At 71.0% G+C, this 26,913-nt stretch carries 26 protein-coding genes and 1 tRNA gene; 12 read left to right on the top strand and 15 right to left on the bottom strand.

What is annotated here, in order from left to right; all coding sequences use genetic code 11:
• The first annotated feature begins 25 nt into the window (after nucleotides 1–25).
• The 6 genes from GGQ54_RS11755 (at nucleotide 26) to GGQ54_RS11730 (ending at nucleotide 6,068) form a co-directional block, all read left to right on the top strand.
• Complete coding sequence (locus GGQ54_RS11755) at nucleotides 26–1,285, top strand: extracellular solute-binding protein (RefSeq protein ID WP_179445555.1); 1,260 nt, start codon at nucleotides 26–28, stop codon at nucleotides 1,283–1,285.
• Nucleotides 1,286–1,290: 5 nt separating this feature from the next.
• Nucleotides 1,291–2,268 (top strand): carbohydrate ABC transporter permease, encoded by a 978-nt coding sequence (locus tag GGQ54_RS11750; RefSeq protein WP_179445554.1) that lies wholly within the window; start codon nucleotides 1,291–1,293, stop codon nucleotides 2,266–2,268.
• Entirely contained in the window at nucleotides 2,268–3,143 is an 876-nt protein-coding gene (locus tag GGQ54_RS11745; protein WP_179445553.1) for a carbohydrate ABC transporter permease, read from the top strand. Before GGQ54_RS11750 ends, GGQ54_RS11745 begins: the two co-directional genes overlap by 1 nt.
• A 32-nt stretch (nucleotides 3,144–3,175) precedes the next feature.
• Complete coding sequence (locus GGQ54_RS17650; protein ID WP_179445552.1) at nucleotides 3,176–4,336, top strand: family 1 glycosylhydrolase; 1,161 nt, start codon at nucleotides 3,176–3,178, stop codon at nucleotides 4,334–4,336.
• Nucleotides 4,337–4,425: 89 nt separating this feature from the next.
• Complete coding sequence (locus GGQ54_RS11735; protein WP_179445551.1) at nucleotides 4,426–5,187, top strand: 3-hydroxybutyrate dehydrogenase; 762 nt, start codon at nucleotides 4,426–4,428, stop codon at nucleotides 5,185–5,187.
• Nucleotides 5,184–6,068 carry an alpha/beta fold hydrolase gene (locus GGQ54_RS11730; RefSeq protein WP_179445550.1) on the top strand — a complete coding sequence of 295 codons (885 nt, stop codon included), beginning with the start codon at nucleotides 5,184–5,186 and terminating at the stop codon, nucleotides 6,066–6,068. The genes GGQ54_RS11735 and GGQ54_RS11730 overlap by 4 nt, the downstream gene beginning before the upstream one ends.
• 21 nt (nucleotides 6,069–6,089) lie before the next feature.
• Here the strand turns inward: GGQ54_RS11730 and GGQ54_RS11725 are convergent, their stop codons facing one another.
• The 3 genes from GGQ54_RS11725 to GGQ54_RS11715 all read right to left on the bottom strand — a co-directional run bounded on the left by GGQ54_RS11725 (nucleotide 6,090) and on the right by GGQ54_RS11715 (nucleotide 8,791).
• Entirely contained in the window at nucleotides 6,090–7,067 is a 978-nt protein-coding gene (locus GGQ54_RS11725; RefSeq protein ID WP_179445549.1) for a ribose-phosphate diphosphokinase, read from the bottom strand.
• Between the two features lie 55 nt (nucleotides 7,068–7,122).
• Entirely contained in the window at nucleotides 7,123–8,613 is a 1,491-nt protein-coding gene (glmU, locus tag GGQ54_RS11720) for a bifunctional UDP-N-acetylglucosamine diphosphorylase/glucosamine-1-phosphate N-acetyltransferase GlmU (protein WP_179445548.1), read from the bottom strand.
• Nucleotides 8,614–8,712: 99 nt separating this feature from the next.
• Nucleotides 8,713–8,791, bottom strand: a tRNA-Gln gene (locus tag GGQ54_RS11715).
• A 102-nt stretch (nucleotides 8,792–8,893) separates the two neighbouring features.
• Here GGQ54_RS11715 and GGQ54_RS11710 point away from each other — a divergent pair.
• On the top strand, nucleotides 8,894–9,493 hold the full coding sequence (locus GGQ54_RS11710) for a TetR/AcrR family transcriptional regulator (RefSeq protein ID WP_179446578.1): 600 nt from the start codon (nucleotides 8,894–8,896) through the stop codon (nucleotides 9,491–9,493).
• Nucleotides 9,494–9,582: 89 nt separating this feature from the next.
• The gene (locus tag GGQ54_RS11705; RefSeq protein WP_179445547.1) at nucleotides 9,583–10,653 is read left to right on the top strand and encodes a glycerophosphodiester phosphodiesterase family protein; all 1,071 of its coding nucleotides are present in this window, start codon (nucleotides 9,583–9,585) and stop codon (nucleotides 10,651–10,653) included.
• Between the two features lie 23 nt (nucleotides 10,654–10,676).
• Here GGQ54_RS11705 and GGQ54_RS11700 read toward each other — a convergent pair whose 3' ends face one another.
• Nucleotides 10,677–11,174 (bottom strand): MarR family winged helix-turn-helix transcriptional regulator, encoded by a 498-nt coding sequence (locus tag GGQ54_RS11700; RefSeq protein ID WP_179445546.1) that lies wholly within the window; start codon nucleotides 11,172–11,174, stop codon nucleotides 10,677–10,679.
• Nucleotides 11,175–11,281: 107 nt separating this feature from the next.
• On the opposite strand from GGQ54_RS11700, the gene GGQ54_RS11695 reads away from it, so the two are divergent.
• On the top strand, nucleotides 11,282–12,052 hold the full coding sequence (locus GGQ54_RS11695) for a methyltransferase domain-containing protein (RefSeq protein WP_179445545.1): 771 nt from the start codon (nucleotides 11,282–11,284) through the stop codon (nucleotides 12,050–12,052).
• Between the two features lie 37 nt (nucleotides 12,053–12,089).
• Here the strand turns inward: GGQ54_RS11695 and GGQ54_RS11690 are convergent, their stop codons facing one another.
• From GGQ54_RS11690 to rsmI, 6 genes are all read right to left on the bottom strand, one after another.
• Nucleotides 12,090–13,028 carry a hypothetical protein gene (locus GGQ54_RS11690; RefSeq protein ID WP_179445544.1) on the bottom strand — a complete coding sequence of 313 codons (939 nt, stop codon included), beginning with the start codon at nucleotides 13,026–13,028 and terminating at the stop codon, nucleotides 12,090–12,092.
• A gap of 295 nt (nucleotides 13,029–13,323) precedes the next feature.
• Nucleotides 13,324–14,244 (bottom strand): 4-(cytidine 5'-diphospho)-2-C-methyl-D-erythritol kinase, encoded by a 921-nt coding sequence (locus GGQ54_RS11685; RefSeq protein ID WP_343045944.1) that lies wholly within the window; start codon nucleotides 14,242–14,244, stop codon nucleotides 13,324–13,326.
• Nucleotides 14,245–14,248: 4 nt separating this feature from the next.
• A complete protein-coding gene (gene rsmA / locus GGQ54_RS11680) occupies nucleotides 14,249–15,094 on the bottom strand; it encodes a 16S rRNA (adenine(1518)-N(6)/adenine(1519)-N(6))-dimethyltransferase RsmA (RefSeq protein ID WP_179445543.1) in 846 nt (281 codons plus the stop codon).
• A 14-nt stretch (nucleotides 15,095–15,108) separates the two neighbouring features.
• Nucleotides 15,109–15,690, bottom strand: a complete 582-nt coding sequence (locus GGQ54_RS11675) for a nitroreductase family protein (protein WP_179446576.1) — start codon at nucleotides 15,688–15,690, stop codon at nucleotides 15,109–15,111.
• 5 nt (nucleotides 15,691–15,695) lie between these two features.
• Nucleotides 15,696–16,559: a TatD family hydrolase gene (locus GGQ54_RS11670; RefSeq protein WP_179445542.1), complete on the bottom strand. Its 864-nt coding sequence runs from the start codon at nucleotides 16,557–16,559 to the stop codon at nucleotides 15,696–15,698.
• A 56-nt stretch (nucleotides 16,560–16,615) separates the two neighbouring features.
• Entirely contained in the window at nucleotides 16,616–17,470 is an 855-nt protein-coding gene (rsmI, locus tag GGQ54_RS11665; RefSeq protein WP_179445541.1) for a 16S rRNA (cytidine(1402)-2'-O)-methyltransferase, read from the bottom strand.
• A 114-nt stretch (nucleotides 17,471–17,584) separates the two neighbouring features.
• On the opposite strand from rsmI, the gene GGQ54_RS11660 reads away from it, so the two are divergent.
• Together GGQ54_RS11660 and GGQ54_RS11655 are read left to right on the top strand one after the other, a co-directional pair.
• On the top strand, nucleotides 17,585–19,126 hold the full coding sequence (locus tag GGQ54_RS11660; RefSeq protein ID WP_179446575.1) for a dolichyl-phosphate-mannose--protein mannosyltransferase: 1,542 nt from the start codon (nucleotides 17,585–17,587) through the stop codon (nucleotides 19,124–19,126).
• A 16-nt stretch (nucleotides 19,127–19,142) separates the two neighbouring features.
• Complete coding sequence (locus GGQ54_RS11655) at nucleotides 19,143–20,801, top strand: ABC transporter substrate-binding protein (protein WP_179445540.1); 1,659 nt, start codon at nucleotides 19,143–19,145, stop codon at nucleotides 20,799–20,801.
• 97 nt (nucleotides 20,802–20,898) lie between these two features.
• On the opposite strand, the gene GGQ54_RS11650 is transcribed toward GGQ54_RS11655, so the two are convergent.
• From GGQ54_RS11650 to GGQ54_RS11635, 4 genes are all read right to left on the bottom strand, one after another.
• Nucleotides 20,899–21,498: a hypothetical protein gene (locus tag GGQ54_RS11650; protein WP_179445539.1), complete on the bottom strand. Its 600-nt coding sequence runs from the start codon at nucleotides 21,496–21,498 to the stop codon at nucleotides 20,899–20,901.
• Between the two features lie 260 nt (nucleotides 21,499–21,758).
• Entirely contained in the window at nucleotides 21,759–22,325 is a 567-nt protein-coding gene (locus tag GGQ54_RS11645) for a hypothetical protein (RefSeq protein WP_179445538.1), read from the bottom strand.
• 105 nt (nucleotides 22,326–22,430) lie between these two features.
• Complete coding sequence (locus GGQ54_RS11640) at nucleotides 22,431–23,642, bottom strand: FAD-dependent oxidoreductase (protein WP_179445537.1); 1,212 nt, start codon at nucleotides 23,640–23,642, stop codon at nucleotides 22,431–22,433.
• A complete protein-coding gene (locus GGQ54_RS11635; RefSeq protein ID WP_343045943.1) occupies nucleotides 23,639–24,874 on the bottom strand; it encodes an APC family permease in 1,236 nt (411 codons plus the stop codon). Before GGQ54_RS11635 ends, GGQ54_RS11640 begins: the two co-directional genes overlap by 4 nt.
• Before the next feature lie 194 nt (nucleotides 24,875–25,068).
• On the opposite strand from GGQ54_RS11635, the gene lat reads away from it, so the two are divergent.
• Nucleotides 25,069–26,394, top strand: coding sequence for an L-lysine 6-transaminase (gene lat, locus GGQ54_RS11630; RefSeq protein ID WP_179445536.1), 1,326 nt, complete (start codon nucleotides 25,069–25,071; stop codon nucleotides 26,392–26,394).
• A gap of 63 nt (nucleotides 26,395–26,457) precedes the next feature.
• Here the strand turns inward: lat and GGQ54_RS11625 are convergent, their stop codons facing one another.
• Complete coding sequence (locus tag GGQ54_RS11625) at nucleotides 26,458–26,910, bottom strand: CAP domain-containing protein (RefSeq protein ID WP_218843837.1); 453 nt, start codon at nucleotides 26,908–26,910, stop codon at nucleotides 26,458–26,460.
• Between the last annotated feature and the right edge of the window lie 3 nt (nucleotides 26,911–26,913).

Below are 26,913 nucleotides of genomic sequence, written 5' to 3'. Positions count from 1 at the left end.
ATTTCTGTCGTTCGAGGAGGAACAGATGCAGAACGCGCGTGCCATCGCGGTGGTACTTGCCACCGTGGCTCTCGTCGCCGCCGGATGTGGCAGGGCCGACACCACCAACCAGCCCGAGTCGGAGACGACCGTCGGCAGCGGCCCCGTCCAGGGCACCGTGACCATGTGGGCCATGGGCGCCGAGGGCGAGGCCCTCCCCGAGCTCGTCAAGGATTTCGAGGCGCAGAACCCCGGGGTCAAGGTCGAGATCACCGCCGTCCCGTGGGACGCCGCCCACAACAAGTTCCAGACCGCGATCGCGGCCGGGACGACGCCCGACATGGCCATGATCGGCACCACCTGGATGCCGGACTTCGCCGACGCGCTGGCCACCGTGCCGGCCGATATCGACAGCAGCGGCTTCTTCCCAAGCTCGGTCGCCAGCAACAAGATCGGCGACCGCGTCGTGGGCGTGCCGTGGTACGCCGACACCCGGGTGCTCTACTACCGCACCGACCTGGCCGAGAAGGCAGGCTGGACCAGCCCGCCCAAGAACTGGGCGGAACTGAAGACGATGGCCAAGGATCTGCAGACCAAGGCAGGCGCCGACTGGGGCTTCGCGATGCCGGCGGGCAGCTTCGACTCCTACCAGGCCTCGCTCTGGATCCCGTGGTCCAACGGTGCCGAGCTGACCGCGGGCGACAAGTGGACCCTGGACACTCCCGAGATGGTGGAGGCCTTCGGCTACCAGCAGGAGTTCTTCACCGAGAAGATCTCCGACCCCAACGTCGATCCGGCCACCGGCGCCCGCGAGGCCGCCTTCGTGGACGGTCGCACCCCGATGCTGGTCGAGGGACCGGCGCTGGCCGGCCAGCTCGCGGAGATCGGCGGCGCCGACTTCACGTCGAAGTACGCCACCGCGGTGGTGCCGACCGGGAAGTCGTCGACCTCGTTCGCGGGCGGGTCCAACCTGTCGGTGTTCGCCGATGCCGAGAACCCCGATGCCTCGTGGCGGTTGATCTCCTACCTCAGCCAGCCCGAGGTCCAGGCGAAGTGGTACCAACTGACCGGCGACCTGCCCGCGGCGCAGGCCGCCTGGGAGCTGCCGGAGCTCAGCGGCAACGACAAGTTGACGGCCTTCGGTGACCAGTTGCAGAGCGCCAAGGTGCCGCCGGCAACGGCGACCTGGGTACAGGTGGCTGCCGCCGGCGATGCCGCGCTGGAGAAGATGGCCCGCGGCGAGCAGGATGCCGCCACGGCGCTGAAGGAGCTCCAGGCGCAGGCCGACTCGATCGGCATGGGCTGACCCTGATGGGAATCCAGGCCACCGGGGCGCTCACCGCCCCGGACACCGGACGGGCCCAGCCGCGGCCGGGCCCGTCCGGCCGGGGCCGGCCCCCGGCCCGGATCGGGGGGCGCCGTCGGCGCACGCTCGTCGCCTGGGCATTCTGTCTTCCGTTCGCGGTGATCTTCGCCTTCTTCATGCTGGTGCCGATCATCGGCTCGTTCGCGATGTCGTTCACCGACTTCACCGCCCGCGACGCCCGCTCCCCGTTCGCGGTGAACTTCGTCGGGATCGAGCAGTACGCGATCTTGTTCACGGACGAGCGGTTCCTACGCTCGATGTTCGTCACCGGCACCTTCGTGCTGGTCGGCATCCCGGTGACCATGGCGATCGCGCTGACCCTGGCGCTGGCCCTGAACAGCGGCGGCGGCAGGGTGGTGGCGTTCTTCCGGGTCGGCTTCTACGCCCCCGTCGTGACCAGCATCGTCGCGGTCGCCGTCGCCTGGCGCTACATCCTGCAGCCCGACGGTCTGCTGAACAGCGCACTGGCTCTCGTCGGCATCCAGGGCCCGAACTGGCTCAACGACACCACCTGGGCGCTCCCGTCGCTGATCGCGTTGGCGGTCTGGCGCAATGTCGGCACCCTGATGGTGATCTTCCTCGCCGGCCTGCAGTCCATCCCCGAGGAGGTCACCGAGGCCGCGCTCGTCGACGGCGCCGGACCGTGGGCGCGGCTGTCCATGATCACCATGCCGCTGCTACGACCGGCGATGCTGCTGGGCGCGGTGATGATCTCCGTCGGTTTCCTGCAGTTCTTCGAGGAGGCCTACGTGATGACCCAGGGCGGCCCGCTGGGCGCGACCTTCTCGGTGGCGTACTACAGCTTCGAGCAGTTCGGATTCGGCAAGTACGCCCAGGCATCAGCCGCGAGCTACGTGCTGTTCCTCGCCATCGCCTTGTTGAGCCTGCTGCAGTTCAAGCTGCTCGGCACGAGGGAGGACTGATGGCCCAGCAATCCGGCGTACCCGGCACGGAAGACCTGCCCGGCACGAACTCCGATTCCCGCCGCCGGCTCGGGATCGGGATGATCATCGTGTTGTCCGTCGGGCTCGTGGTGTGGGTCCTGCCCTTCGTCTGGACGGCGCTCGGCAGCCTCAAGGGCCAGGGCGAGATCCTGCGTCGGCCGCCGACGCTGTTCCCGCGCGAACCCACCTTGGCCAACTTCGCCACCTGGCTGACCGAGCTGAACTTCGGCGGCTTCTTCGCCAACAGCGTCATCGTCGCGGCGCTCACGGTCGTCGGCAACCTGATCTTCTGCTCGATGGTGGGGTACGCCCTGGCCAAGCTCGACTTCGCCGGCAAGCGGGCGCTGTTCACGATCGTGATGATCACCATGATGGTGCCCGCCGTCGTCACCTTCGTTCCGCTGTTCGTCGTCGTGGCCCGCCTCGGTCTGCTGAACAGCTATCTCGGGCTGGTGCTGCCCTTCGTCACCGCACCGCTCGGCGTCTTCCTGATGCGCCAGTTCATGCAGGCCATCCCGGACACGCTGATCGAGGCGGCCCGGATCGACGGCGCTGGTGAGTTGCGGATCTTCGCCCGGATCGTGCTGCCCCTGTGTGGCCCCGCCCTGGCGACGCTGGCGATCATCACCTTCCTGTTCTCGTGGAACAACTTCCTGTGGCCGCTGGTCGCGGCACAGTCGGAGTCCTACTACACCCTGCCGGTCGCCCTGTCGCTGTACTCGACCGGGCAGAACGCGACCAACTACGGACTGCTGCTCGCCGGCTCGGTGCTGGTGATCGCGCCCGTGCTGATCCTTTTCCTGCTGCTGCAGCGCTACTTCATCCGCGGCGTCGCGACGACCGGCCTGAAGTGACCGAACCCCCGAACCGAACGGAGCAACCGCCAGTGATCACGTTCCCCGAGAGCTTCCTGTGGGGCGCGGCGACCGCCGCGCACCAGATCGAGGGAAACAACACCAATGCCGACTGGTGGGCCCGCGAGCACGCGGCCGACACCGAGCTCGCCGAGCCGAGCGGGGACGCCGCGGACAGCCTGCATCGCTGGCCCGAGGACGTCGCGCTGCTGGCCGACCGCGGCTTCGGGGCCTACCGGTTCAGCCTGGAGTGGGCGCGGATCGAGCCCGAGGAGGGGCAGTTCTCCCGCGCGATGCTGCAGCACTACCGGCGGATCGTCGACGCCTGCCTCGACTCCGGCCTGGCCCCGATGGTCACATTGCACCACTTCACCAACCCGCGCTGGTTCGCCCGGCGCGGCGGCTGGAGCTCGCCGCGGGCCGCGGAGCGGTTCGCCCGCTACGTGGAGGCCGTGACGCCGATCCTGGACGGCGTGTCGTGGATCTGCGACATCAACGAGGTCAACATGTTGTCGATGACCCGCGGCGAGGAGGGCAACGAGATGACGGCCGCCAGCCTGCCGGCGCCGTCGCCGCTGGTCACCGAGCACCTGATCGACGCCCATCACCGGGCCAAGGACGCGCTGTCGACGCTGCCGGCGGCGGTCGGCTGGTCGGTCGCCGGCCAGGCGTTCCACGCGGCCGACGGCTGTGCGGAGGAGATGGCGGCCTACCGCTACCCCCGCGAGGATCTGTTCCTCGAGGCCTCCCGGGGCGACGACTTCCTCGGCGTCCAGGCGTACCTGCGCACCTTCATCGGCGCCGACGGACCGTTGCCGGTGCCCGCGGGCGCGGAGACCACGCTGATGGGTTGGGAGTACTTCCCGCAGGCCCTGGAGATCTGCATCCGGCACGCCTGGGAGCTGAGCGGGCACACCCCGCTGTTCGTCACCGAGAACGGGATCGCCACCGCCGACGACGAGCGCCGCAAGGACTACACCTTCGACGCGCTGGCGGGTCTCGCGAACGCGATGGCCGACGGCATCGACGTCCGCGGTTACCTGCACTGGTCGCTGCTGGACAACTACGAGTGGGGCACCTACCGGCCGACCTTCGGGCTGGTCGGCATCGACCCGAAGACCTTCGACCGCCTGCCCAAACCGAGCCTGGACTGGCTGGCCCGGATCGCCCGTAGCGGCGAGCTGGTGCGCTGACCGCCCGCCCCCGCGGGCGGCGACGTTGGCTACGCTGCCCCGCAGGTCCTGCGCCAGGATGGGGAGGCGAGGATGGGGAGGGCGAGGCCATGGAGAACGAAGCTGCCGGTGAGCTGGCCGGCAAGCGGGCGCTGATCACCGGCGGCGCGGGCGGGATCGGCGCGGCCTGCGCCCGACGGTTGAGCAGGCTCGGCGCCGTGGTCACGGTCGCCGATCGGGACGCCGACGGGGCCCAACGGGTCGCGACGGAGATCGGCGGCGAGGCCTGGCAGGTCGACCTGTCCGACACCGCGGCCCTGGAGGGCCTGGCCCTGTCCACCGACATCTTGATCAACAACGCCGGCATCCAGCACATCGACCCGGTCGAGGAGTTCGATCCCGCCACCTGGCGGCGCATGCTGGACATCATGTTGACCGCGCCGTTCCTGCTCACCCGGGCCGCGCTGCCCGGAATGTATGCGGCCGGCTGGGGCCGGGTGATCAACGTGTCGTCCATCCACGGCCTGGTCGCCTCCCCCTACAAGTCCGCCTATGTCGCGGCCAAGCACGGGCTGCAGGGGCTGACCAAGACGCTCGCTCTGGAGGCCGGCGAGCGCGGGGTCACCTGCAACTGCGTGAATCCCGGCTATGTGCGTACCCCGCTGGTCGAGTCCCAGATCGCCGACCAGGCGCGTACCAACAAGATCAGCGAGTCCGAGGTGTTGGAGACGATCATGCTTGCCAGTTCCGCCGTGAAACGCCTCGTCGAGCCCGACGAGGTCGCCGACCTGATCTGCTGGCTCGCCGGCCCGATGTCGGGCATGGCGACCGGAGCGAGCTGGGTGCTCGACGGCGGATGGACGGCCCGATGACCGCGCGCGAGCCCCGCGAGCTCGAGATCGCGGTGGACGGCGGCACGCTGCACGCCTTCTCCTACGACGGCGCCGAGCCCGACGCGCCGCTGGTGCTGGCCTTGCACGGCATCACGGGCAATCACCTCGCCTGGGCGCCGCTGCACCGGCGGGTGCCCGGGCACACCATCCTCGCGCCGGACCTGCGCGGGCGCGGGCTGAGCAGCGAGCTCCCCGGCCCGTTCGGCATCGCGCGGCACGCCGACGACGCGGCCGCCGTGCTGGCCGAGGCCGGCGCGCACCGGCCGGTCGTCGTGGTCGGGCATTCGATGGGCGCGTTCGTCGCGGCCGCGCTCGCGGTACGCCATCCGCAGCTCGTCGAACGGCTGGTGCTCGTCGACGGCGGCGCTCCCCTGCCGAAACCGCCGGGCATGGAGCGCGCCGAGCTGTCGGAGGCCGCCCGGGCCGCGCTCGGCCCGGCCGCCGAGCGGCTGTCGGCGACCTTCCCCACCCGGGACGCCTACCTGGCGATGTTTCGCGAGCACCCGGCACTGCGCGACGCCTGGGATGCCGACATCGAGGCCTATGCCGGCTACGACCTGGCGGGCACCGAGCCGGAACTCGCCTCGCGTACCTCCGCCGAGGCGATGCTCGCCGACTTCGCCGAGCTCTTCGTCGGTGGCGCGGCCGAATCGATCATCGACCGGCTCGACCGGCCGGCGGTGGCGCTGCGGGCGCCACGCGGCCTGTTGGACGCCGCGCCGCTGTATCCGCAGGGCTATCTGGACACCTGGGCGAGCACGCTGCCGCACGTCACGGTCGCCGAGGTGCCCGACGTGAACCACTACACGATCGCGCTGGGCACCGGCGCGGAGCGGATCGCCGCCGAGCTGCGCGGCTGATCCGGTCGCCGGCGCGGCCGCTCAGGCCTGGCCGTCGAACAGCTTGGTCACCGAGCCGTCCTCGAACACCTCGTGGATCGCCTTGGCGATCAGCGGTGCGATGGACAGCACGGTCAGCTTGTCGATCGGCTCGTCGGTGGTGATCGGCAGCGTGTTGGTGACGATCACCTCCTCGAAGTTCGACTCGTTCAGCCGCTGCGCCGCCGGCCCGGAGAGCACCGGGTGGGTCGCGGCGGCGATCACCTTCTTGGCGCCGCGGGCGAGCAGCGCGTCGGCGGCCTGGGTGATCGTGCCGGCGGTGTCGATCATGTCGTCGACCAGCAGGCAGACCTTGCCCTCGACATCGCCGACCACCTCGTGCACGGCGACCTGGTTGGCCACATTGGGGTCGCGACGCTTGTGGATGATCGCCAGCGGGCAGCCCAGCCGGTCGGTCCACAGGTCGGCCAGCCGGACGCGACCGGCATCGGGCGAGACCACGACCAACTCGTCGGTGTCGTAGGACTCCGCCACATAGTCGGCCAGCACCGGCAGCGCCCACAGGTGGTCGACCGGGCCGTCGAAGAAGCCCTGGATCTGCGCGGCGTGCAGGTCGACCGACATGATCCGGTCCGCACCGGCGGCCTTGAACAGGTCGGCGATCAGCCGCGCCGAGATCGGCTCGCGGCCGGCATGCTTCTTGTCCTGGCGGGCATAGGGATAGAACGGGGCGACCACGGTGATCCGGTCGGCCGAGGCCCGCTTCAGCGCGTCGATCATGATCAACTGCTCCATGATCCATTCGTTCACCGGGGCCGGGTGGCTCTGGATCACGAAGGCGTCGGAGCCGCGTACCGACTCCTCGAAGCGGACGTAGATCTCGGAGTTGGCGTAGGCCAGGGCGCGCGTCGGGGTGAGCTCGCAGCCGACCAGTTCGGCGACCTCGTCGGCGAGCTCGGGATAGGCCCGGCCGGAGAACAGCATCAGGTGCTTCTCGCTGGTCTTCTTGAGCCCGCTCACGTGTCCTCCGGGTTCGTCGTCGGTATCCCCGCCTGCGAGCCGGGACGTTAGTCGATCACGACTCATCGCGTCCATCCGTGTCACGCTCGACGCCGGGGTGCGGCGTACCGGCCGCCCGGGCACGGTCGGCGGCGGCCTCGGTACGCGTGCCCGCGCGGCGCCTGGCGACCCAGCCGTCGACATTGCGCTGGCGGCCGCGGGCGACGGCGAGCTGGCCCGGCTCGACGCCGTCGGTGACGGTCGAGCCAGCGGCGATGTAGCTGCCGTCGGCGATGTCGACCGGCGCCACCAGCACCGAGCCGCTGCCGACGAAGCTCGCTTCGCCGACCACGGTCGGGTACTTCGCGACGCCGTCGTAGTTGGCCACGATGGTGCCGGCACCGATGTTGGCGCCGGCGCCGATCGTGGCGTCGCCGAGATAGGACAGGTGCGGGGCCTTCGCGCCGGGGCCGAGGGTGGACGCCTTCACCTCGACGAACGCGCCGACCTTGGCGCCCTCGCCCAGCTCGGCGCCGGGGCGCAGGTAGGAGAACGGGCCGACCACCGCGCGCGGGCCGATGGTCGCCAGGTTGGCCTCGGTGCGCAGCACGGTCGCGCCCGCCCCGACCGCGGTGTCGCGCAGCCGGGTGTCGGGGCCGATCTCCGCGCCGTCGCCGACGGTGGTGGCGCCGGCCAGCGTGGTGCCCGGATGCAGGGTGACATCGGTACCCAGCGAGACGTCGTCGCTGACCCAGGTGGTGGCCGGGTCGAGCACGGTGACGCCGGCCCGCATGTGCCCTTCGAGGATGCGACGGTTCAGCTCGGCATTCATCCGGGCGAGCTGGACCCGGTCGTTGACGCCCTCGGTCTGCCACAGGTCGTCGGTGCGGTACGCCCCGACCCGGTCCCCGTCGCCGCGGGCGATGCCGAGCACATCGGTCAGATAGAGCTCGCCCTGGGCATTGTCGCCCTCCAGCCTGGCCAGACCGGCGCGCAGCACCGCCGCATCGAAGACATAGATGCCGGAGTTGATCTCGTCGATGCCGCGCTGGGTCTCGTCGGCATCCTTGTGCTCGACGATGCCCGCGACCGTGTCGTCGGCATCGCGCAGGATCCGACCGTAGCCCGTCGGGTCGGGCACGCGGGCGGTGAGCACGGTGATCGCGTTGCCGGCGGCGCGATGCTCGCCCACCATCGCGAGCAATGTGTCGGCGGCCAGCAGCGGCACGTCGCCGTAGGTGACGACCACCTCACCGGTGATCTCGCCGAGAGCCGCCAGCCCGCACTCGACTGCGTGACCGGTGCCGCGCTGTTCTGCCTGGGTCGCGGTGGCGGCCTCCGGCGCTATCTCCTGCAGGTGGGGCGTCACCTGGTCGGCGAGGTGGCCGACGACGACCATCAGCCGCTCCGGGCGTACCCCCTCCGCGGCGCGGACCGCCCAGTCCAGCATCGATCGGCCGCCGACCTCGTGCAGCAGCTTCGAGCGGTTGGACTTCATCCGGGTCCCGCCTCCGGCGGCCAGGATGATCACCGCCGCGACGGACTGGGTCTGGACCGAATCGCTCACACACGCTCCTTGCCGAGGATGCAATCCGGGCGATCGTAACGTGTCCGACCGTGCCCGCGGGGCGGCGACCGCCGGGCCACGGCAGGCCGGGTGGAATTGCTCCCCGGGTAGGAGTCGAACCTACGTCGCTTGTCCTGATTCAAAGTCAGGCGGGCCCTGCCGGCAGACCAACCGGGGAACGACCCGCGCGGCGCGGGTCTGCGGGACAGACTACGGGATCCGGCAGACTTGCCGCGTGCCAGCCAGCAACCATCGGACCCGTCCCGCGCGCCGGGTGCGGATGACCGGGGCCCAGCGGCGGGCGCAACTGATCGAGGTCGCGCGGCCGGTGTTCGCCGAGCACGGCCGCGACGCCGCCTCGGTCGAGGAGATCGCCGCCCGCGCCGATGTCTCCAAACCCGTGGTCTATGAGCACTTCGGCGGCAAGGACGGCCTCTACGGCGCGGTGGTGGATGGCGAGGTGCAGGTCCTGCTGGACGGGATCCGGGCCGCGCTGGACGATCCGGGCGCCCGCTCGCGCGAACTGCTGGAGCGGGCGACCCTGGCCCTGCTGGACTACATCGAGCAGCGCCCGGACGGCTTCCGGATCCTGTCCCGCGGGTCGGGTGTCGGGCAGGACGCGTCGGGCTCGTTCGCGACCATCCTGTCCGATGTCGCGAACCAGGTGACCGGCCTGCTCGCCGCCGAGTTCACCCGGCGCGGACTCGATGCCCGGACCGCGCCGCTGTATGCGCAGATGCTGGTCGGGATGGTGGCGATGACCGGCCAGTGGTGGCTGGATGAGCGACGCCCCCGCAAGCAGGAGGTCGCCGCGCACCTGGTGAACCTCGCCTGGCACGGGCTGAGCGGCATGGAGGCGCGGCCCAGGCTGGGTCGCTGACCCGTGACACCTCGGCGTCGCCCGATGATCACGCAGGCTTCACCCGGCCGGCTCTGGCGGCCGGGCCCGCCACGCGGGACAGTGACGCCATGCGTCCCAGACTCTGGTTCTCCCTGTTTGCCGCCGTCGTGATGGTGGCCGCCGGACTCGCGTCGCCGGCCTCGGCCGCGCCGCGCGGCAGCCTCGACCTGCAGGCCCACCGCGGCGGGCTCGGGCTGACCACCGAGAGCACGCTGGCGGGCTTTGCCAAGGCGCTGCGCCTGGGCGTGACGACCCTGGAGCTGGACACCCAGATCACCGCCGATGACAAGGTGGTGGTCACCCATGATCGCCAGGTGAGCGCGCAGAAATGCCAGGACACCGGGCCGGTGCGGCCGGGCGATCCGGCGTACCCCTATGTCGGGAAGTTCATCAAGGACCTGACGCTGGCGCAGATCCGGACGATGAACTGCGGCTACCAGCAGCTGCCGGGCCGCCCGGAGCAGGAGCAGATCGACGGCGCGAAGATCATCGAGCTGCGGGAGCTGTTCGATCTGGTGAAGCAGGCCCGGGCGCGCCGGGTGATGATGAACATCGAGACCAAGGTCGAGGCCGGGGCGCCGCACGAGACGGCGCCGCGGGAACAGTTCGTCCGCCGGGTGTACGAGGAGATCGAGAAGTCGGGGCTGCGCCGGCAGGTGACGATCCAGAGCTTCGACTGGGGTTCGCTGATGGCGATGCACCGGCTGGACGAGCGGCTCCCGCTGGTCGCGCTGACCAACCGCGACTTCCTGCAGACCGGGCAGCCCGGGCTCTCGCCCTGGCTCGGCGGCATCGACGTCGACGACTTCGGCGGTGACTGGATCGCCGCCGCGGCCAGCATCGACGGGGTGGTCGCCGTCTCCCCGGTGCAGGGATTCCCCCAGGACGGGGCGATCGGCGATCCGGGATTCGTGCCGTTCCCCGACGCCGCCATGATCGACAACGCCCACGCGCGCGGGCTGAAGGTGATTCCGTGGACGGTGAACGACCCGGCCACCATGCAGTACCTGATCGACATCGGCGCCGACGGGATCATCACCGACCGGCCCGACGTGTTGCGCGAGGTGATGGCGGACAACGGTATGAAGCTGCCGGCGCCCGCGCCGGGGTGCCGCAAGGCCAAGACCTGCCGGATCTGATCAACGACTGCCGGTACGCCCGATCAGGGGCCCGCCTCGAAGCGGCGCAGCAGGGCGCCGAGCAGGCGGGCCACCGTGCGCTGGTCCGCGGCCGACAATCCGTCGAGCAGGCCGCGCTCGCGCTCCAACAGGTCGGTCAGCGCGCCGTCGACGGCCTGGCGGCCACGCGGCGTGAGCGCCACCAGCACGCCGCGGCGATCGTTCGGATCGGGCTCGCGCTCGACCAGGCCGCGGGCGGCGAGGCGGTCGACGCGATTGGTCATCGTGCCGGAGGTGACGTGGGTCTCGGCGAGCAGCCGCCCCGGGGACAGCCGGTAGGGCTCGCCGGAGCGGCGCAGCGCGGCCAGGACATCGAACTCCCAGCCGGCCAGCTCGTGCGCGGCGAAGGCGTCGGACCGCGCGCGGTCGAGCCGCTGTCCCAGGCGGGCGACCCGGCTCATCACCTGCATCGGCGTCAGGTCCAGATCCGACCGTTCGCGGGCCCATGCCGCGACGACGCCGTCGACCTCGTCTGCCTCCATGCGCGACAGCGTAGAGGTTCTTGACATCGAGAGAGTTTTGGGAGAAAGATGTCTTGATGTCAAGATAGTTTGTCGGCCGGGGTCGGCGATGATCCGGAGGTGGCGTGATGGCGGTGTGGAATGCGGAGCAGTACCTGCGCTATGCAGACGAGCGCGGCCGGCCGTTCTTCGACCTGACCGCGCGCATCGGCGCGCGGCAGCCGGGTCTGGTCGTCGATCTCGGGTGCGGTCCCGGCAACCTGACCCGGACCCTCACCGAGCGCTGGCCCGGCGCGCGGGTGATCGGGGTGGACTCCAGCGCCGAGATGCTGGCGCAGGCGCCGGCAGGCGACGGGCTCGAGTGGGAGCGGGCCGACCTGCGCGAGTGGACCCCGCCCGGGCCGGTCGACGTCCTGGTCTCCAACGCGACGCTGCAGTGGATTCCGCGCTACGAAGATCAACTTCCCCGGCTGGTCGACCTGCTCGCCGACGACGGTTGGCTCGCGATCCAGGTGCCGGCCAATCACGACGAGCCGCTGCACCGGTTGCTGCGCGAGCTGCTGGCCGACCCGGAGTTCGCCCCGCTGGTGTCAGGCATCGAGCGGACCCGGGTGCTCGACGCCCGCGAGACTGCCGACATCCTGCTGGCCGCCGGCTGCTCGGTCGATGCCTGGCAGACCACCTACCTGCACCTGTTGCCCGGCGAGGACCCGGTCTTCGACTGGATCGCCGGGACCGGCGCCCGCCCGGCGCTGCAGGCGCTCACCGGGCAGCCGCGCGAGCGGTTCGTCGCCCGCTACCGGGCCGCGCTGCGAGAGGCGTACCCTCCGGGCCCGCAGGGCACCTGGCTGCCGTTCCCGCGGACCTTCGTCGTCGCCCGCGCGGGGGCTCGTCGCTGACCCCCCACCCGGATTGTTTCCGCAGTTATGCCCGCTGTCACGCTCCCACAGCGGCATCAGCTACGGGAGGGATCAGGCCGCGCAGGGTCTCGATGACCCTGCGGAAGCCAGTCCGGGCGTCCGCGACGTCACAGCGCAGGTGCCGCCACCTGGCGCGTGTCCAGGTCTCGTCACGCGCGATGTCGCGGCTTTGCTGCTCGCGGCTCAGGTGGTGCGATCCCTCGTAGTCCAGCGCGATGCGGTACGCGCGATAGCCGAGATCGGCCTCGGGAGAGTAGGGGTCGTCCGGATCCAGCCGGAGCTGGAGCTCGGGTTCTGCCAGCCCCGCGCCGATGATCGCCAGCCGGAGCCGGGTCTCCATCGGCGAATCGGATCCGCGGCGGATCAGCCCGAGCGCCTCGCGGCCGAGCACGACCCCGGGACGCCACTCGTTGAGCGCCAGGATCTGCTCAAGATCAGCGGACTCCGCCCACGGGTGCGCCCGGTCCTCGATGCGGGGCCGGGGCATCCGGACGAGCTGGTCACCGATGATCACCGCCTCCTCGCGGCGCAGCATCGGCAGCAGGTCGAACCAGCATCGCGGCCGGGTGACGATCCGGACCCCGTCGAGCTCGCCGATCTCCGCGCCGGTGATCCGCGCGGTGTGACCGCGCACGCCCCGGCGCCGCGGCTCCCAGCGCCGGGTGTCGCGACAGACATCCAGCCGGCCCGGGGTGACCAGCCGGGCGGGCAGCCAGAGCCCGTACAACTGGGCGGCGCTGACATGGGAGATCCAGCCGTCCGGGGTGGTGGCCAGGACGGCCGCCGCGTACTCGGCGAGGTCGATCTCGCGGTTCGCGGGTACGCGCAGGCCCCGGCTCGGCGCGACGAGGTCGGAGGCCTGCAGGCGCTTGCGGCTGATGCCGGCGGCCTCGGCCGCACGAACGGTGAAGGGGTGCCCGGCGAGGTCGTCCGGGAGCGGTTGTGGCGGGCGCATGATCGAATCCTCGAACATCGCGCCGCCGCCGAGGGCCCCGGAGACGGGTTGTCCACAGGGGAATCTCCTCGAGGCGAAGGTGTCCCCCCGCGCTCATCCGCCGCTCATCCGCGCTCATCCGAATTGTTTCCGTAGTTATGCCCGCCAACCGTCCCGGTTGGCGGGCATAACTACGGAAACAATTCTGGGCGGGAGGCGGGTCGAAGCGGTCTGCGCGGGAGGCGGGTCGAGGCGCCGAGACGGGCGGGTCGAGGCGGGGGCGGCGAGCGCGGGAGACCGAGGAGACGGGCGCGGCTCAGCCGAGCAGGCGGGCGCCGTGGGCGGGGCCGACGACCCGGCGTACCCGATCACCGGCGCCGTCGCGGGCGAGCCGGCCGGAGACATCGATCGCGGTGGACTCGTCGCGGCACAAGAAGGCGCAGGTCGGCCCGGAGCCGCTGATCATCCCGGCCAGGGCGCCGGCCTCGACGCCGCGGGCGAGGAGGTCTTCGAGATCGGGCCGCAGGTCGATGGCCGCCTCGGCCAGGTCGTTGCGCAGGGCGGGAGCGAGGTCCACGACGGAGCCGGCGGTGAGCGCGTTCATCAGCTCGTCGGGCACGGCGAGCTCGGAACCCTTCGGCCGCAGCTCGTCGTAGCGCCGATAGACGTCCGCCGTCGACAGGCCGTCGTTGTCGAACACCAGCACCCAGTGCCGCCGCCCCCGGCTCAGCACGGGGACGAGTTCGGTGCCCCGGCCGGTGCCGATGGCGGTCCCGCCGAGCAGGGCGAACGGCACATCGCTGCCGAGCTCGGCCGCCAGGTCCCGCATCTCATCGGCGTCGATGTCGATGTCCCACAGCACCGAACAGGCGAGCAGCGTGCCGGCGGCGTCGGCCGACCCGCCCGCCATCCCGCCGGCCGTCGGAATGGCCTTGCGCAGCGTCAGCGCCAGCCCGGCCAGCTCGATGTCGTAGCGCTCGGCGAGCAGCCGGGCGGCCCGGACCGCCAGATTGTCCTCGCCGGTCGGCACGGATTCTGCCCCGGCCCCGGCAACCAGCACGTCGATCCCGTCGCCGTCGAACTCCTCGGCGTGCACCTCGTCGAACAGCGACACCGCCTCGAAGACGGTGGCCAGCGGGTGGTAGCCGTCGGCCGCCCGCGCGCCGACCGCGAGCGACAAGTTGATCTTGGCGGGTACGCGCACCACGACCCGGTTCACAACGACCTCGGAGACCACGTGATCAACCTAGCCGCTCGGCGATCCGGGCGTACGCCGCCACGTCCAGCACCTCGCCGCGCGCCTGCGGATCCACGCCGGCCTCGACCAGCGCGGCCGACGCCTGGGCCGAGGATCCGAACAACCCGGCCAGCGCCGAGCGCAGCATCTTGCGCCGCTGGCCGAAGGCCGCGTCGATCACCGCGAAGACCTGCTCGCGGCTCGCGGTGGTGGGCGGCGGTTCCCGGCGGGTGAGGCGTACCAGACCGGACTCCACATTCGGCACGGGCCAGAAGACATTGGCCGGTACGCTGCCGACGCGCGCGGCATCGGCGTACCAGGCGATCTTTGCCGACGGCACGCCGTAGGTGCGCGACCCGGGTGGCGCGGTGAGCCGATCGGCGACCTCCGCCTGCACCATCACCAGGCCCCGGCGCAGCGAATCGAAGCGCGCCAGCAGGTGCAACAACACGGGCACCGACACGTTGTAGGGCAGATTGGCGACGATCGCGCCGGGGGCCGGCCCGGGGAGCTCGTCGACCCGCAGCGCGTCGCCGGTGATCACCGCGAGCTCGCCCGCGCGATCGGGCAGCCGGTCCGCGACGGTGCCGGGCAGCAGCGCGGCGAGCCGGTCGTCGATCTCGATCGCGGTCACCGGGTGGCCGGCCTCGAGCAGCCCGAGGGTGAGCGAGCCGAGCCCGGGCCCGACCTCGAGCACGGCCTCTCCGGGCGGCAGCTCGGCCTGGGCGACGATGCGCCGGACGGTGTTCGCGTCGTGTACGAAGTTCTGGCCGCGCTGCTTCGTCGGCCGCAGGTCGAGCCGAGCCGCGAGCTCCCGGATCGTCCGGGGATCGAGTAGGGCGGGCCGCATGGTCGGACCCTAGTTCACCAGCGGTCGACGTGAACGGCGTCCGGTCGCCGATCGCGCCGGGTCGCCGAACCGCGAGGGCGCTCGCCGGCCGCGCGGTGACCGATCGCGATCGCGGCCACGGCCTGCTGGTCGGCGGGTACGCCGAACTCGGCGCGCACCGCCTGCTCGGCACCGGCCGGGAGGCCGAACAGGCCCGCGCCGAGGCCGAGATCGACGGCGCGCAGCAAGATGTTCTCGATCACCGCGCCAGCGTCGACCCACCACCAGGGAACCGGCCAGTCGGCGCCGGGGTCTCGGCCCTTGTCCGGCTCGGCGTACCGGCGGCGATAGCTGTCCTCGGAGGTCCAGACCATGATCAGCGCCGGCGCGCGGCGCATCCCGGTGAGCCAGACGGAGGCGTGATCACCCGCGGTGGCGGCCCAGAACCTCGACACGCGGCCGCCGGTCAGGGTGAGCAGGGAGACGCCCTGGGCGTACCCCGCCGACGGGGCGCGCACACCGGCATCGGCGAGCGCCGCCAGTTGATCATCGCCGAGGGGAAGCTCGGCGAAGTCGCGCACCATCCGGCGGCGGCGCAGGACGTCGATCAGCTCCATCGTGATCACCAGCGGCCGCCGAAGGCGGCGAAGGTGTTGTCCAGCAGCGATGCGCACAGCTCGGCCAGATCCACGCCGCGCAGCTCGGCCAGGTAGCGGACGGTCCACGGCATCAGATAGGACGCATTCGGCCGCCCGCGCAGCGGCACCGGGGTGAGATAGGGCGCGTCGGTCTCGACCAGGAGACGATCGGCCGGCGTGATCGCGGCCGCCTCGCGCAATGCGTCATTGGGCTTGTAGGTGACCGGCCCGGGGAAGGACAGGTAAGCGCCGCGGTCGAGACACTGCCGCGCGAAGGCCGCGTCGCCGGAGAAGCAGTGCATGACAACGCGATCGGGTACGCCCTCGGCGTCCAGCAGGTCGAGGATGCCGGCGTGCGCATCGCGGTCGTGGATGACCAGGGTGAGGTCGTGTTCGCGGGCGAGGGCGATGTGGCGGGCGAAGCTGTGCCGCTGCAGCCGCTGACCCTCGGGCTCGCGGGTGCGGTAGTGGTCGAGGCCGGTCTCCCCGATCGCGCGGAGCCGGGTGCCGCCGGCGGCGACCAGCGTCGCGAGATCGTCCAGCGCATCGGGCAGCGCGTCGTCGAGCCGGGCGGCATCGTTGGGATGGATCGCCACCGCCGCGACGACCTCCGGGTGGGCCGCGGCGAGCTCCAGCGCCCAGCGCGAGCTGGCCAGGTCGGTGCCCACCTGGACCAGCCTGGTGACCTCGACGCCCACCGCGCGCGCGATCGCGTCGGCGGGCTCGAGGCCGGTCATCTCGCGGACGGCGTCGAGGTGGGTGTGGGAGTCGGCGACCGGGGCCGGCAGCGGCTCGGGCGCGTCCGCGAGCGTGTACCGGTCGGCTCGGGCGGTGGAACGGGCGGCCATGCCCGCCACCCTATTCAGCCCGCGCCGGCCTCGATCCGCATACGGGGTACGCCGGGTCAGGCGCGGGCCTCGAGCACGGCGGCATAGAGGGCGTTCTTCGCCAGCCCGCTCGCGGCCGCCACCTCGGCGACGGCCTGCTTGGTCCGCGCGCCGGCGGCGACCCGAGCCTGGACGGCGGCGACGGCGCCGGGCAGATCGGCCTCGGCGGGCTCGGCGCCGGCGATCACCACGGTGATCTCGCCGCGTACCCCGTCGGCGGCCCAGTCGGCCAGCTCGGCGAGCCCGCCGCGGCGTACCTCCTCATAGGTCTTGGTCAACTCCCGGCAGACCGCGGCCGGCCGCTCGGCGCCGAACGCCCGCGCCGCGTCGGCGAGCATCTCCGCGATCCGGTGCGGGGACTCGAAGAAGACCATCGTCCGGGGTTCGTCGGCCAGAGCGGCGAGCCGGCGCCGCCGCTCCCCCGCCCGCCGGGACACGAATCCCTCGAAGCAGAATCGGTCGACCGCGAGGCCCGACACGGCCAGGGCGGTCAGCACCGCCGAAGGCCCGGGCACCGCGCTGACCTCGATGCCGGCGTCGATGGCCGCGCGGACCAGCCGATAACCGGGGTCGGAGACCGTCGGCATCCCGGCATCGCTGACCACGACGACCCGCGCGCCGGCCACCAGCTCGGCCAGCAGCTCCGGCGCGCGGGCGGCCTCGTTGGCGTCGTAGTGCGAGACCACCCGGGCGTCGGTCTCGATGCCGAGCCGCTGCAGGAGGGTACGCAGCCGGCGGGTGTCCTCGGCGGCGATGACATCGGCCTCGGCCAGCTCGCGGCGCAGCCGCGGCGAGGCGTCGTCGGCGTCTCCGATCGGGGTGGCGGCGAGGATCAGCACCGCACCAGCATTGCATCGCAACCGGCATTGCATCGCAACCAGCATTGCATCGCAACCGGAGTTCGGGCGCACACCTAGGATGTGCGCGTGACCGCCACCGCCACCCGCGACGACCGGCCGACGGCCTCGCCCGAGCTGACCGCCGGGCTGCCGCCGTCCACGATCGACCGGTTGCGCGGCTGGCGGCCGACGGATGGCCTGGCGTCCTGGGCGATCACGATCGGGATCACGGCGCTGGCGTTCGTGCTGCGGGTGGTCGGCCTCGGGCATCCGAACAAGTTGATGTTCGACGAGACGTATTACCCCAAGGACGCGTGGTCGCTCCTGCTCTACGGCTACGAGCGGGCCTGGCCGAAGGACGCCAACGACAAGATCACCGCCGGCAATGTGGACCTGATCGCCACTGCCGACCCCTCCTTCGTGGTGCATCCGCCGATGGGCAAGTGGATGATCGCGCTCGGCGAGGCGATCTTCGGGATGAACAGCTTCGGCTGGCGGTTCATGGCCTGCGTCTGTGGGGCGTTGCTGGTCGCGGTGGTGATCCGGATCACCCGCCGGCTGGCGAGCTCGACCATGATCGGCGCGGTCGCCGGCTTGTTGTTGACCTTCGACGGGCTGGCCTTCGTGATGTCGCGGATCGGTCTGTTGGACATCTTCCAGGCGTTCTTCACGATGACCGCGATCGCCTGCGTGGTTGCCGATCGCTTCTGGTTCCGCAGCCGCCTCGCCGACTGGTTGGACGCGCGGGGGCTGGCCGATCTCGGCGGCGCGTTCGGCCCGCGGCTGTGGTGGCGACCGTGGCGACTGGCGGCCGGATTGTTCTGGGGTCTGGCCATCGCGACGAAATGGAACTCGCTGGTCGTGCTGGCGGCCTTCGCGCTGCTCTCGCTGTACTGGGACGTGTCGGCCCGCCGGCTCGCCGGCGCCGGGAATCGGGCCTGGCTCGCGGTGTTGTGGGACGGCATCCCGGCCTTCGTGTACCAGGTCGTGCTGGCGGCCGGGGTCTATCTGTTGAGCTGGTGGGGCTGGCTGACCAATGACGGCGGTTGGGGCCAGGACAAGGATCCGAACCGCCTGCTGGCGCTGTTGGCCTACCACAAGGAGATCTGGGCCTTCCACACCGGCGACTACATCAAGTCGCAGACCCACACCTATGACGCCGATCCGCTGACCTGGCTGGTCGTCGGCCGGCCGATCGGGATCGACGCGGTGAACGACATCGAGCCGGGTACGCAGGGCTGTACCGCCGTCGGCGAGAAGTGCATCGCCGTGGTCTCCGGGATCGGTACGCCGCTGCTGTGGTGGGCGGGCGTGTTCTGCCTCGCAGCGGCGGTGTTGTTGTGGGTGCTGGCGCGGGACTGGCGCTTCGGCGTACCGGTCGTCGGTTTGATCACCACCTGGCTGCCGTGGTTCCCGAACTCGGACCGGCCGGTGTTCTTCTTCTACGCGATCATGATCATTCCGTTCACGGTGATCGCGGTCGCGTTGGTGATGGGGCTGGCGATCGGGCCACCGGCGCCGCCGGGCGATCGGGTGGCCGAGCGGCGCCGGGCGCTCGCCGCGACCGGCTGCACGGTGTTCGTGGCGCTGGTGATCCTGAATTTCGCCTGGTTCTATCCGATCCTCACCGACGAGGTGATACCGCGCTCGGCCTGGCAGGCACGGATGTGGTTCGAGAGCTGGATCTGATCATCGAAGGAATGTCGTGACCCGATCCCTGACCGGCTGCGCGGTGGCCGTGGCGATGGTCGTCCTGCTCGCCTCCTGCGGCAGCCCGCCGGCCCCCGAACCCGAGCCGGCGCCCGCGAGCGACATCAATCCGGTTGCGGCACAGCGGCTGTCCGACGGCGGCGAGCTGCGGATCGCGGTGACCAATCTCGGCGGCACCTGGAATCCGTTGCACGCCGAACGTCCGTCGCGCGAGCGTGATCAACTCCGGCGCGCGTTCTTGCCGACCTTGTTCGATGTGGACACCGCAGGGGTGCTCTCGCCCGACCCCGACTTCCTGGCCTCGGTCGATGTGGCGCCGGGCCCGCCGGGGCAGGTCACCTGGCAGCTCAACGAGGATGCCGTCTGGGCCGACGGGGCGCCGATCGTGGCCGAGGACGCGATCGCGACCTGGCGGGCGTGCAACGGCGAGCGCCCCGAGTTTCGGTGCGCGAGCGATCTTGGTTTCGACCAGATCACCGACGTCTCGCAGGGTTCGTCGCCGAAACAGGTGAAGGTGACCTACGCCGGGTCGACCGCGGACTGGCAACGGCCCTGGTCGCACGGGCTGCTGCGCGCGGCGAGCGTCAAGGATCCGCAGACGTTCAACGACGGCTGGGCGAGCATGCGGCCGGAGTGGACGGCCGGGCCGTTCACCCCGAGTGGGCAGGAGCCGGCGGCGCTGTTCCTGGACCGCTCGGAGAAGTGGTGGGGTACGCCGCCGCGGCTCAGCCGGATCAGCCTGAGCACGGTCGATGCGGCCGGCGGCGCGAAGGGATTCGGTGATCATCTGCTCGACGTGTTGCCGGCCGAGGATCCCGACACCCAGGCCGATGTCCGCGAGCAGCCCGGGGGGACGATCCGGATGGCGCTGTCGGGGGCGTACCGCAGATTGATCTTCAACACCACGGCCGGGCCGCTGTCGGACCCGGCGGTGCGGCGCGCGATCATGCTGAGCATCGACCCGGTGGCCGTCGGCCGCGCGGCGTTCCCGGATACGGGTTATCAGCCGTTGCCGATGGACTCGCAGTTCTACGGGCGACACCAGGGCCAGTGGGTCGACACCGCCGCGCAGGCCGGGGTCCGCCTGGATCGCGAGGAGGCGCAGCGGGTGCTCGATCGCGCGGGCTGGCGTCCGGGGCCCGACGGCGTGCGGGTCAAGGACGGGCAACCGCTGGTGATCCGGGCGACCCGGATCGCGGGGTTGATCACCTCGGAGGTCGAGGCCGTCGAACTGCAGCGCGAACTGTCGGGCGTAGGCATCTCGGTGCAGATCGAGGAGGCCAGCATCGAGGAGCTCGCCGACGGTTCGCTGCTGTCCGGGGGGAACTTCGGCGTCGTCGGGATCACCGCGGACACCTCGCCGTTCCCGCTGGACGGGCTGGATGCGCGGTTCGGCAGCGGCGGCGAACAGAACTTCTCCCAGCTCGCGATGCCGGAGGCCGACCGGCTGATCGGCGAGCTGTCGGCGGCGAGCGATCCGGCGCAGCGGGTCGAGCTGTCGCGGCAACTGGAGGCGGTGCTGTGGGAGCAGGCCCCGAGCATGCCGCTCTATCAGTTGCCGCAGCTCGTCGGCGCTCGCGATCTCGTCGCCAATTACGGGGCGCCCGGGCAGGCGAGCGTCGACTGGACCGCGGTGGGCCTGATCGCGGGCTGACGCGTGCTATCGGGACCCCGTCCTGCATGCGGGCGACCTTCGCCTCTTCGAGATGAAATTGATCAATATCTTCAAAAGATGATGTTGAAAACGTCGATCAGCGCGGGGCGGTGATCAGCGCCTGCAGCTCTCCGATCGGGATGCGGACGGTCTCGGAATCGCTCGTGGTGATCGTTCCGGACTGGCCACCGGCCGACCAGTCGATGTCCCAGGTGTAGGTCGTGGTGACCTGGTAGCCGTCCTTCGGCGACATCTTCTGGTAGCGGTGCGAGCACGGGCCGTCGCTGCCGGGAATGTCGCGGTAGTTGAACTTGCGGCCCTTCAGCGCGCACCGCAGGGTGGTCCCGTCGCCCATGTCCACCGCGACCCGCGGCTTGTTCGCCCGCAACGAGACCGACAGGCCCTCGACGGTCATCGAGTCGGCCGGCGCGACCAGGGAGTCGTCGTCCACGCTCACCCACACCGGGAAGCCGACGGCAAGCATCTTGAAGCGATTCTTGTTCCAGTCGGGCGTGAGCTCGGCCGACGACGCCTTCAGCGTGATCCGGGCAACCGCCCGGCGGGCGGCGACTCCCGGATCGATCGTCGGAGCCGGCGGCGCCGCGTTGCCGCCACCACCGCCGCCGCCCGTCGGGATGGAACACAGGCGATCCGACGGATTGCAGCGGCCACCCGAGTTGATGTGCAGCTCGTCCAACGGGATCGACGGATACGCACGCCCACCCGAACCGCTGTTGCCCGACCCTGATCCTTGTGAGGGTCGGCGCTGGGAGTCTCGTTGAGATGGCGGCTCCCCAGTCGTCGAGTCCTCGAGCCCGTAAGTTGTCCCATTGTTGTCGTCGGAGCGCTCCTCAGGTGCCGGTGGGGGCGGCGGAACGGGCGGGTTCGCGCTGGCGAGCAGCCCCGATGAAACGACCAGCATCGACGCCCCGACCAGCATGCTCACAAGATGCCGGATCAACACGACTTGGCTCCCCGCGATCTCATCGTGAACACCTTCCAACCGGCGGGTTCTTCGCGGTCGAGAGTCAGCGTCGGCCACTTCTCCAAATACGCTTCCGGTGCCGGTCGTTCCCCGTCCTTACCCCGGTAGCGAACGCTGGATCGATCCACGCAGGTGTAAAGATCAACGCGCTGCGCGCTCGCAGAGGCAACGACGACTCGAACGATCTTGGATCCGCCGACTGCCAGTCGCTCACCCTCGCGATTCAGTTGTTGATTGCTGCCGTTGACGTAATCGCGCTCCTGCCCAGCCGTCGTTGCCACGACAGATTCAGGAATCGGGTCGCCGGCGGCGGGGTCGTATCCGCCTGCTCGCGCCGTGTCACCGAGCATCTGCTCGTACGCCCGATAGGCCTCGATGGCCTCCTGGGCCTGCTTGGCGCCGCGGCTGGGGGACGGCGAGGGCGTACCCACTGAAGTGGGGGCACCACTCGGGCCCGGGCCGGACTCGGCCGGACCGGTACATGCCGCCAGGACGATCACAGCCAACACCCCGACGACCGCAGGCAGACGAGGAAACATCTGGGGGGCTCCTCCCGGGTCTGCGCCCTGCAGCGCTTTCCCGGGCAGTATTCCGACGAACCCGCACGATGTCGACAGCCCGCCCGGGAAGCTGTGGAAAACCGGTCAGCGGCTACCGGGCTCGTTCAGCCGGGTGATCCACGGGATGGGTCCGATCAGGGCCGACCGCCCACGCTTGGACAGCCCGCGCGCCAGCGGCACCCGCGCCGGTCGCCACGGCAATTCCGCGGCGGCACTGCGCCCGAGCGCGACATCGGCAAGCTGCAACCCGGCGGCGGTGCCGTTGACCAGCTCGAACGCGCCGAGGCCGGCCGCGGTCAGCACGGTGTCCCCGCTCAAGCTCGCCGAACCCACCAGCGGCAACCCGTCGACGCTGCGATGGGTCGTCGTCGACCAGCCGTTGACCACCTGCGCGTCGGGCCAGCTCCGGGAGACCCGGTCGATCAATTCGGCCACCGATCCCCCGTTCTGCCCGATGATCAACAGGTCTCGGTACCGCGAGACGAGCATGCCGGGCCGATCCACCAACTGGACCTCGCGGAGCGGGAACACATCGGTCCGCAGGGCGAGCAGATGCCACGTCTCGGCCCGCACCCGCGCCCGCAGCGCGGCCCGGTCCGCCAGCGGTGCCGAGCTGGCCAGCACCACGCGTCTCGCGCGCAGTTCGGCGCTGCCGGCAATCACTCGCGCGCCGGTCCGATCGACCCGGAGACCGGCCATCGCCGCGCCGCCGAAAATGCGCACCCCGGCATCGACCGCCCGCGCCGCCAGCGCGCCCAGCCACTCCGCGGGGTCCACGACGGCGCCCCCGCCGACCACCAGCTCGGGTCGCACCTCGAACGGCAGCCCACTGACATCGGCAAACTCGCACCGGTAGCCGCCGACCCGCAGCGCCCGCGCCACGAACCGGAGCTGGAACGCCCAATGGCCCTGCGTGGTCGTTGCGCCGAACGTCCGGTCGGCCACGGGTACGCCGAACTCGGCCCCCCGCCGCCGCACGTACTCGAGCGCCCGACCGGTCTGGGCCGCCCACGCGCGCACCGCGTCATCACCGTGCAGCAGCCGGATGTCGTGCGGCGTCTCCCCCTGCAGCGGCGTCAACCAGCCCGGCAGCGCTCCCGAGGCGTCGGCGCCGATCCGGCCCGCTTCGATCACGATCACGTCCGCGCCGCCCTCGGCCGCCGCCAGGGCGGTGGTCAGTCCCGCGGCACCGGCGCCGACGACCACCAGATCGGCGGTCGCATCGACAGGTACGCCACCCTCCGCGACGGGCCGACCCCACGGGGGCCGCAACGCGATCCCGGAACTGCGTTTCACCGGGACACCCTAGCGACCACCCGCCAACCGATCCCCGCGCAGACCATCGCCGCGCCGACGATCAGGCTCGCGGGCCCGACCGTCGCCACCAGCAGCACACACAGCGCCGCGCCGGTCACCTGCAGGACCCGTGGAAAGCGCCGGTCGTCGCCGGCCTGACGCAGCGCCGCCAGGTTCGCGACCAGGTAGTACAACAGCACGCCGAAGCTGGAGAAGCCGATCACCGCGCCGAGCGGCACGAACCAGACGAGCCCGGCGGCGATCACGGTCGGGACGGCGATCGCCCGGGTCGGTACGCCGCGCGCGCCGATCGCCGCCAACCATCGGGGAAGATCATCATTGCGCGCCATTGCCAGGGCGGTACGCCCGATGCCGGCCTGCAGGGCGAGCAGCGCGCCGAGGCTGGCCAGCGCCGCACCGATCCCGATCGCCGGCACCAACCAGCTCGCCCCCGCCGCGGCAACCAGATCGGCCAGGGGCGCGGTGCTGGCCGCCAGGGCGGGCACGCCGAGGCCGCGCAGCAGTACCAGCAGCACCACCAGATAGAGCGTGAGCACGACGCCCAGGGTGATCACCACGGCGCGTCCGATTACCCGACGGGGGTCGCGTACCTCCTCACCGAGCGTGGCGATCCGGGCGTACCCCGCGAAGGCGAAGAAGAGCAACCCCGCACCCTGCAGGATCCCGAGCGCGCTCGGTTCCGCCGGCGGTACGCCGAACCAGCCACCCGCGGCGACCGGCGCGCGCAGGCCGACGACGATCGCCGTGACCAGCACCACCAGGACCGCGGAGACGATGATCATGGTGGCCCGCAGGGTTCGGGTGATGCCGGCGCAGTTGATGCCGCCGAGCACCAGGATTGCCGCGCAGGCGGCCGGGCGTTGCCAGCCCTGCGGCACGAGGTACGCGGCGAAGATCAGCGCCATCGCAATGGTGCTGCCGGTCTTGCCGATCACGAAGCACCACCCGGCCAGGAACCCGGGCCAGGGCCCCAACAGCTCGCGGCCGTAGAGATAGCTGCCGCCGGAGCGTGGGTACGCCGCCGCCAGTTGCGCCGAGGAGGTCGCATTGCAGCAGGCGACCACCGCCGCCAGCGCCAGGGCCACCAGGACCGCCGACCCGGCGGCTGCGGTCGCCGGTGCGGGCGCGGCGAAGATCCCGGCGCCGATCATCGAGCCGAGGCCGATCCAGACGGCACCGGGCAGGCCGATCCGTCGCGCGAGTTCGTGCACGCGGCGATTCTTCCGCGCGAGCGTCGGCGCCGGACGCCGGCCCGCGGCCGCCGCCCGAGCCGGGCCCCGGCGTACACTCGAAACCACGCCAGAATCTCGACCTTCTGCGCCAACTATGGCGGCGTAACACGGTCGTAACGCGAGATTGTCTCGACAGCTCGCCAGATCACCGCAATATTCGTATGCTGGAGGACATGACTGTGACGACCTCTCAACACCTTGCCCCCGAGGCCGTGCGCGAGGTGCTCGGCCGCAACATGCTGACCGACGGGTTCGACTTCGTCCTGGACCTGGAGAACTCCGCGGGTTCGGAGCTGGTCGACCAGCGCGACGGCACGCGCTACCTGGACATGTTCACCTTCTTCGCCTCCTCCGCGCTCGGGATGAACCACCCGGCGCTCGCGAAGGACGACGCGTTCCGCGCCGAGCTGACCGAGGCCGCGATCAACAAGCCGTCGAACTCCGACATCTACTCGGTGCCGATGGCCGAGTTCGTCGAGACCTTCGCCCGGGTGCTCGGCGATCCGCAGCTACCGCACCTGTTCTTCGTCGAGGGTGGCGGCCTGGCCGTCGAGAACGCGCTCAAGGTCGCCTTCGACTGGAAGAGCCGCCGCAACGAGGCCAAGGGCAAGAGCCCCGAGCTGGGCACCAAGATCATGCACCTGACGGGTGCGTTCCACGGGCGTACCGGCTACACGATGAGCCTGACCAATACCGACCCGAACAAGGTCGCCCGGTTCCCGAAGTTCGACTGGCCGCGGATCGACGCGCCCTATGTCTCCGAGGCCCACGATGTTGCCGAGGCCGAGCGCACGGCACTCGCGCAGGCCCGCGCGGCATTCGAGGCCGACGGCGACGACATCGCCGCGTTCATCTGCGAGCCGATCCAGGGCGAGGGCGGCGATCGCCACCTGCGCCCGGAGTTCCTGGCCGCGATGAAGGAGCTGTGTGTCGAGTTCGACGCGTTGTTGATCTTCGACGAGGTGCAGACCGGATGCGGCCTGACCGGCGCCGCCTGGGCGTACCAGAAGCTCGGCGTGCAGCCCGACGTGGTCTCCTTCGGCAAGAAGCTGCAGGTCTGCGGGATCATGGCCGGCGGCCGCGTGGACGAGGTCGAGGACAACGTCTTCGAGGTGCCGTCGCGGATCAACTCGACCTGGGGCGGCAATCTGACCGACATGGTCCGCTCGCGCCGGATCCTCGAGGTGATCGAGGCCGACAAGTTGATCAACAACGCCGAGGAGCGCGGGGAGGAGCTGCTGGCGCAGTTGCGCGAGCTGGCGGCCAAGCACGAGGGTGTCGTCAGCGATCCGCGCGGCGCGGGCCTGATGTGCGCGATCACGCTGCCCGATGGCGAGCTGCGCGACCGCGTGATCGACAAGCTGCGGACCGACGAGAAGATCTTCATGCTCGGCTGCGGCGCGTCGTCGATCCGGTTCCGTCCCGCGCTGACCGTCAGCGCCGAGGACATCACCCGCGCCGTCCAGGCGCTGGACCGCGTGCTGACCGCGCTGTCCTGAGCCCGACGCCAGAAGCGGCACCCGCCCCGCGTACCTAGGTCGAGGTGCGCGGGGCGGCCCGTCTCAGCCGCCGAAGTTCTGCGTCCAGTAGATCCCGTAGCTCCCGCCGCGAGCGACGCCGACCCCCAGATCGCGGTAACGGCAGTTCAGGATGTTGGCCCGGTGGCCGGAACTGTTCATCCACGACTTCATCACCGCGGCCGGGGTCTGCTGACCGGCCGCGATGTTCTCGGCCATCACGCTGCCGGTGTAGCCGGCATCCCGCATCCGGTCGAACGGGCTGCGCCCGTCCCGGCCGGTGTGGCTGAAGTAGTCATAGCGCGCCATGTCGACGCTGTGGGCGCGGGCCACGGTGGCCAGCGTCGTGTGCTCGCGGACGGCCGGGCAGCCGACCTTGGCCCGTTCGACGTTGACGAGGCGAAGCACCTCGCGTTCCTCGGTGTTCATGGCCGTCGCGCCCGCATGGGCACTCGGCGCGGTCGAGACGGATGCGATCAGCGCTGTAGCCCCCAGCACCGC

The organism is Naumannella cuiyingiana (genome assembly GCF_013408305.1).
GTDB lineage: Bacteria > Actinomycetota > Actinomycetes > Propionibacteriales > Propionibacteriaceae > Naumannella > Naumannella cuiyingiana.
Note: the sequence above shows the minus strand (reverse complement) of the source record. Positions and strands in the feature narration are given on the sequence as shown.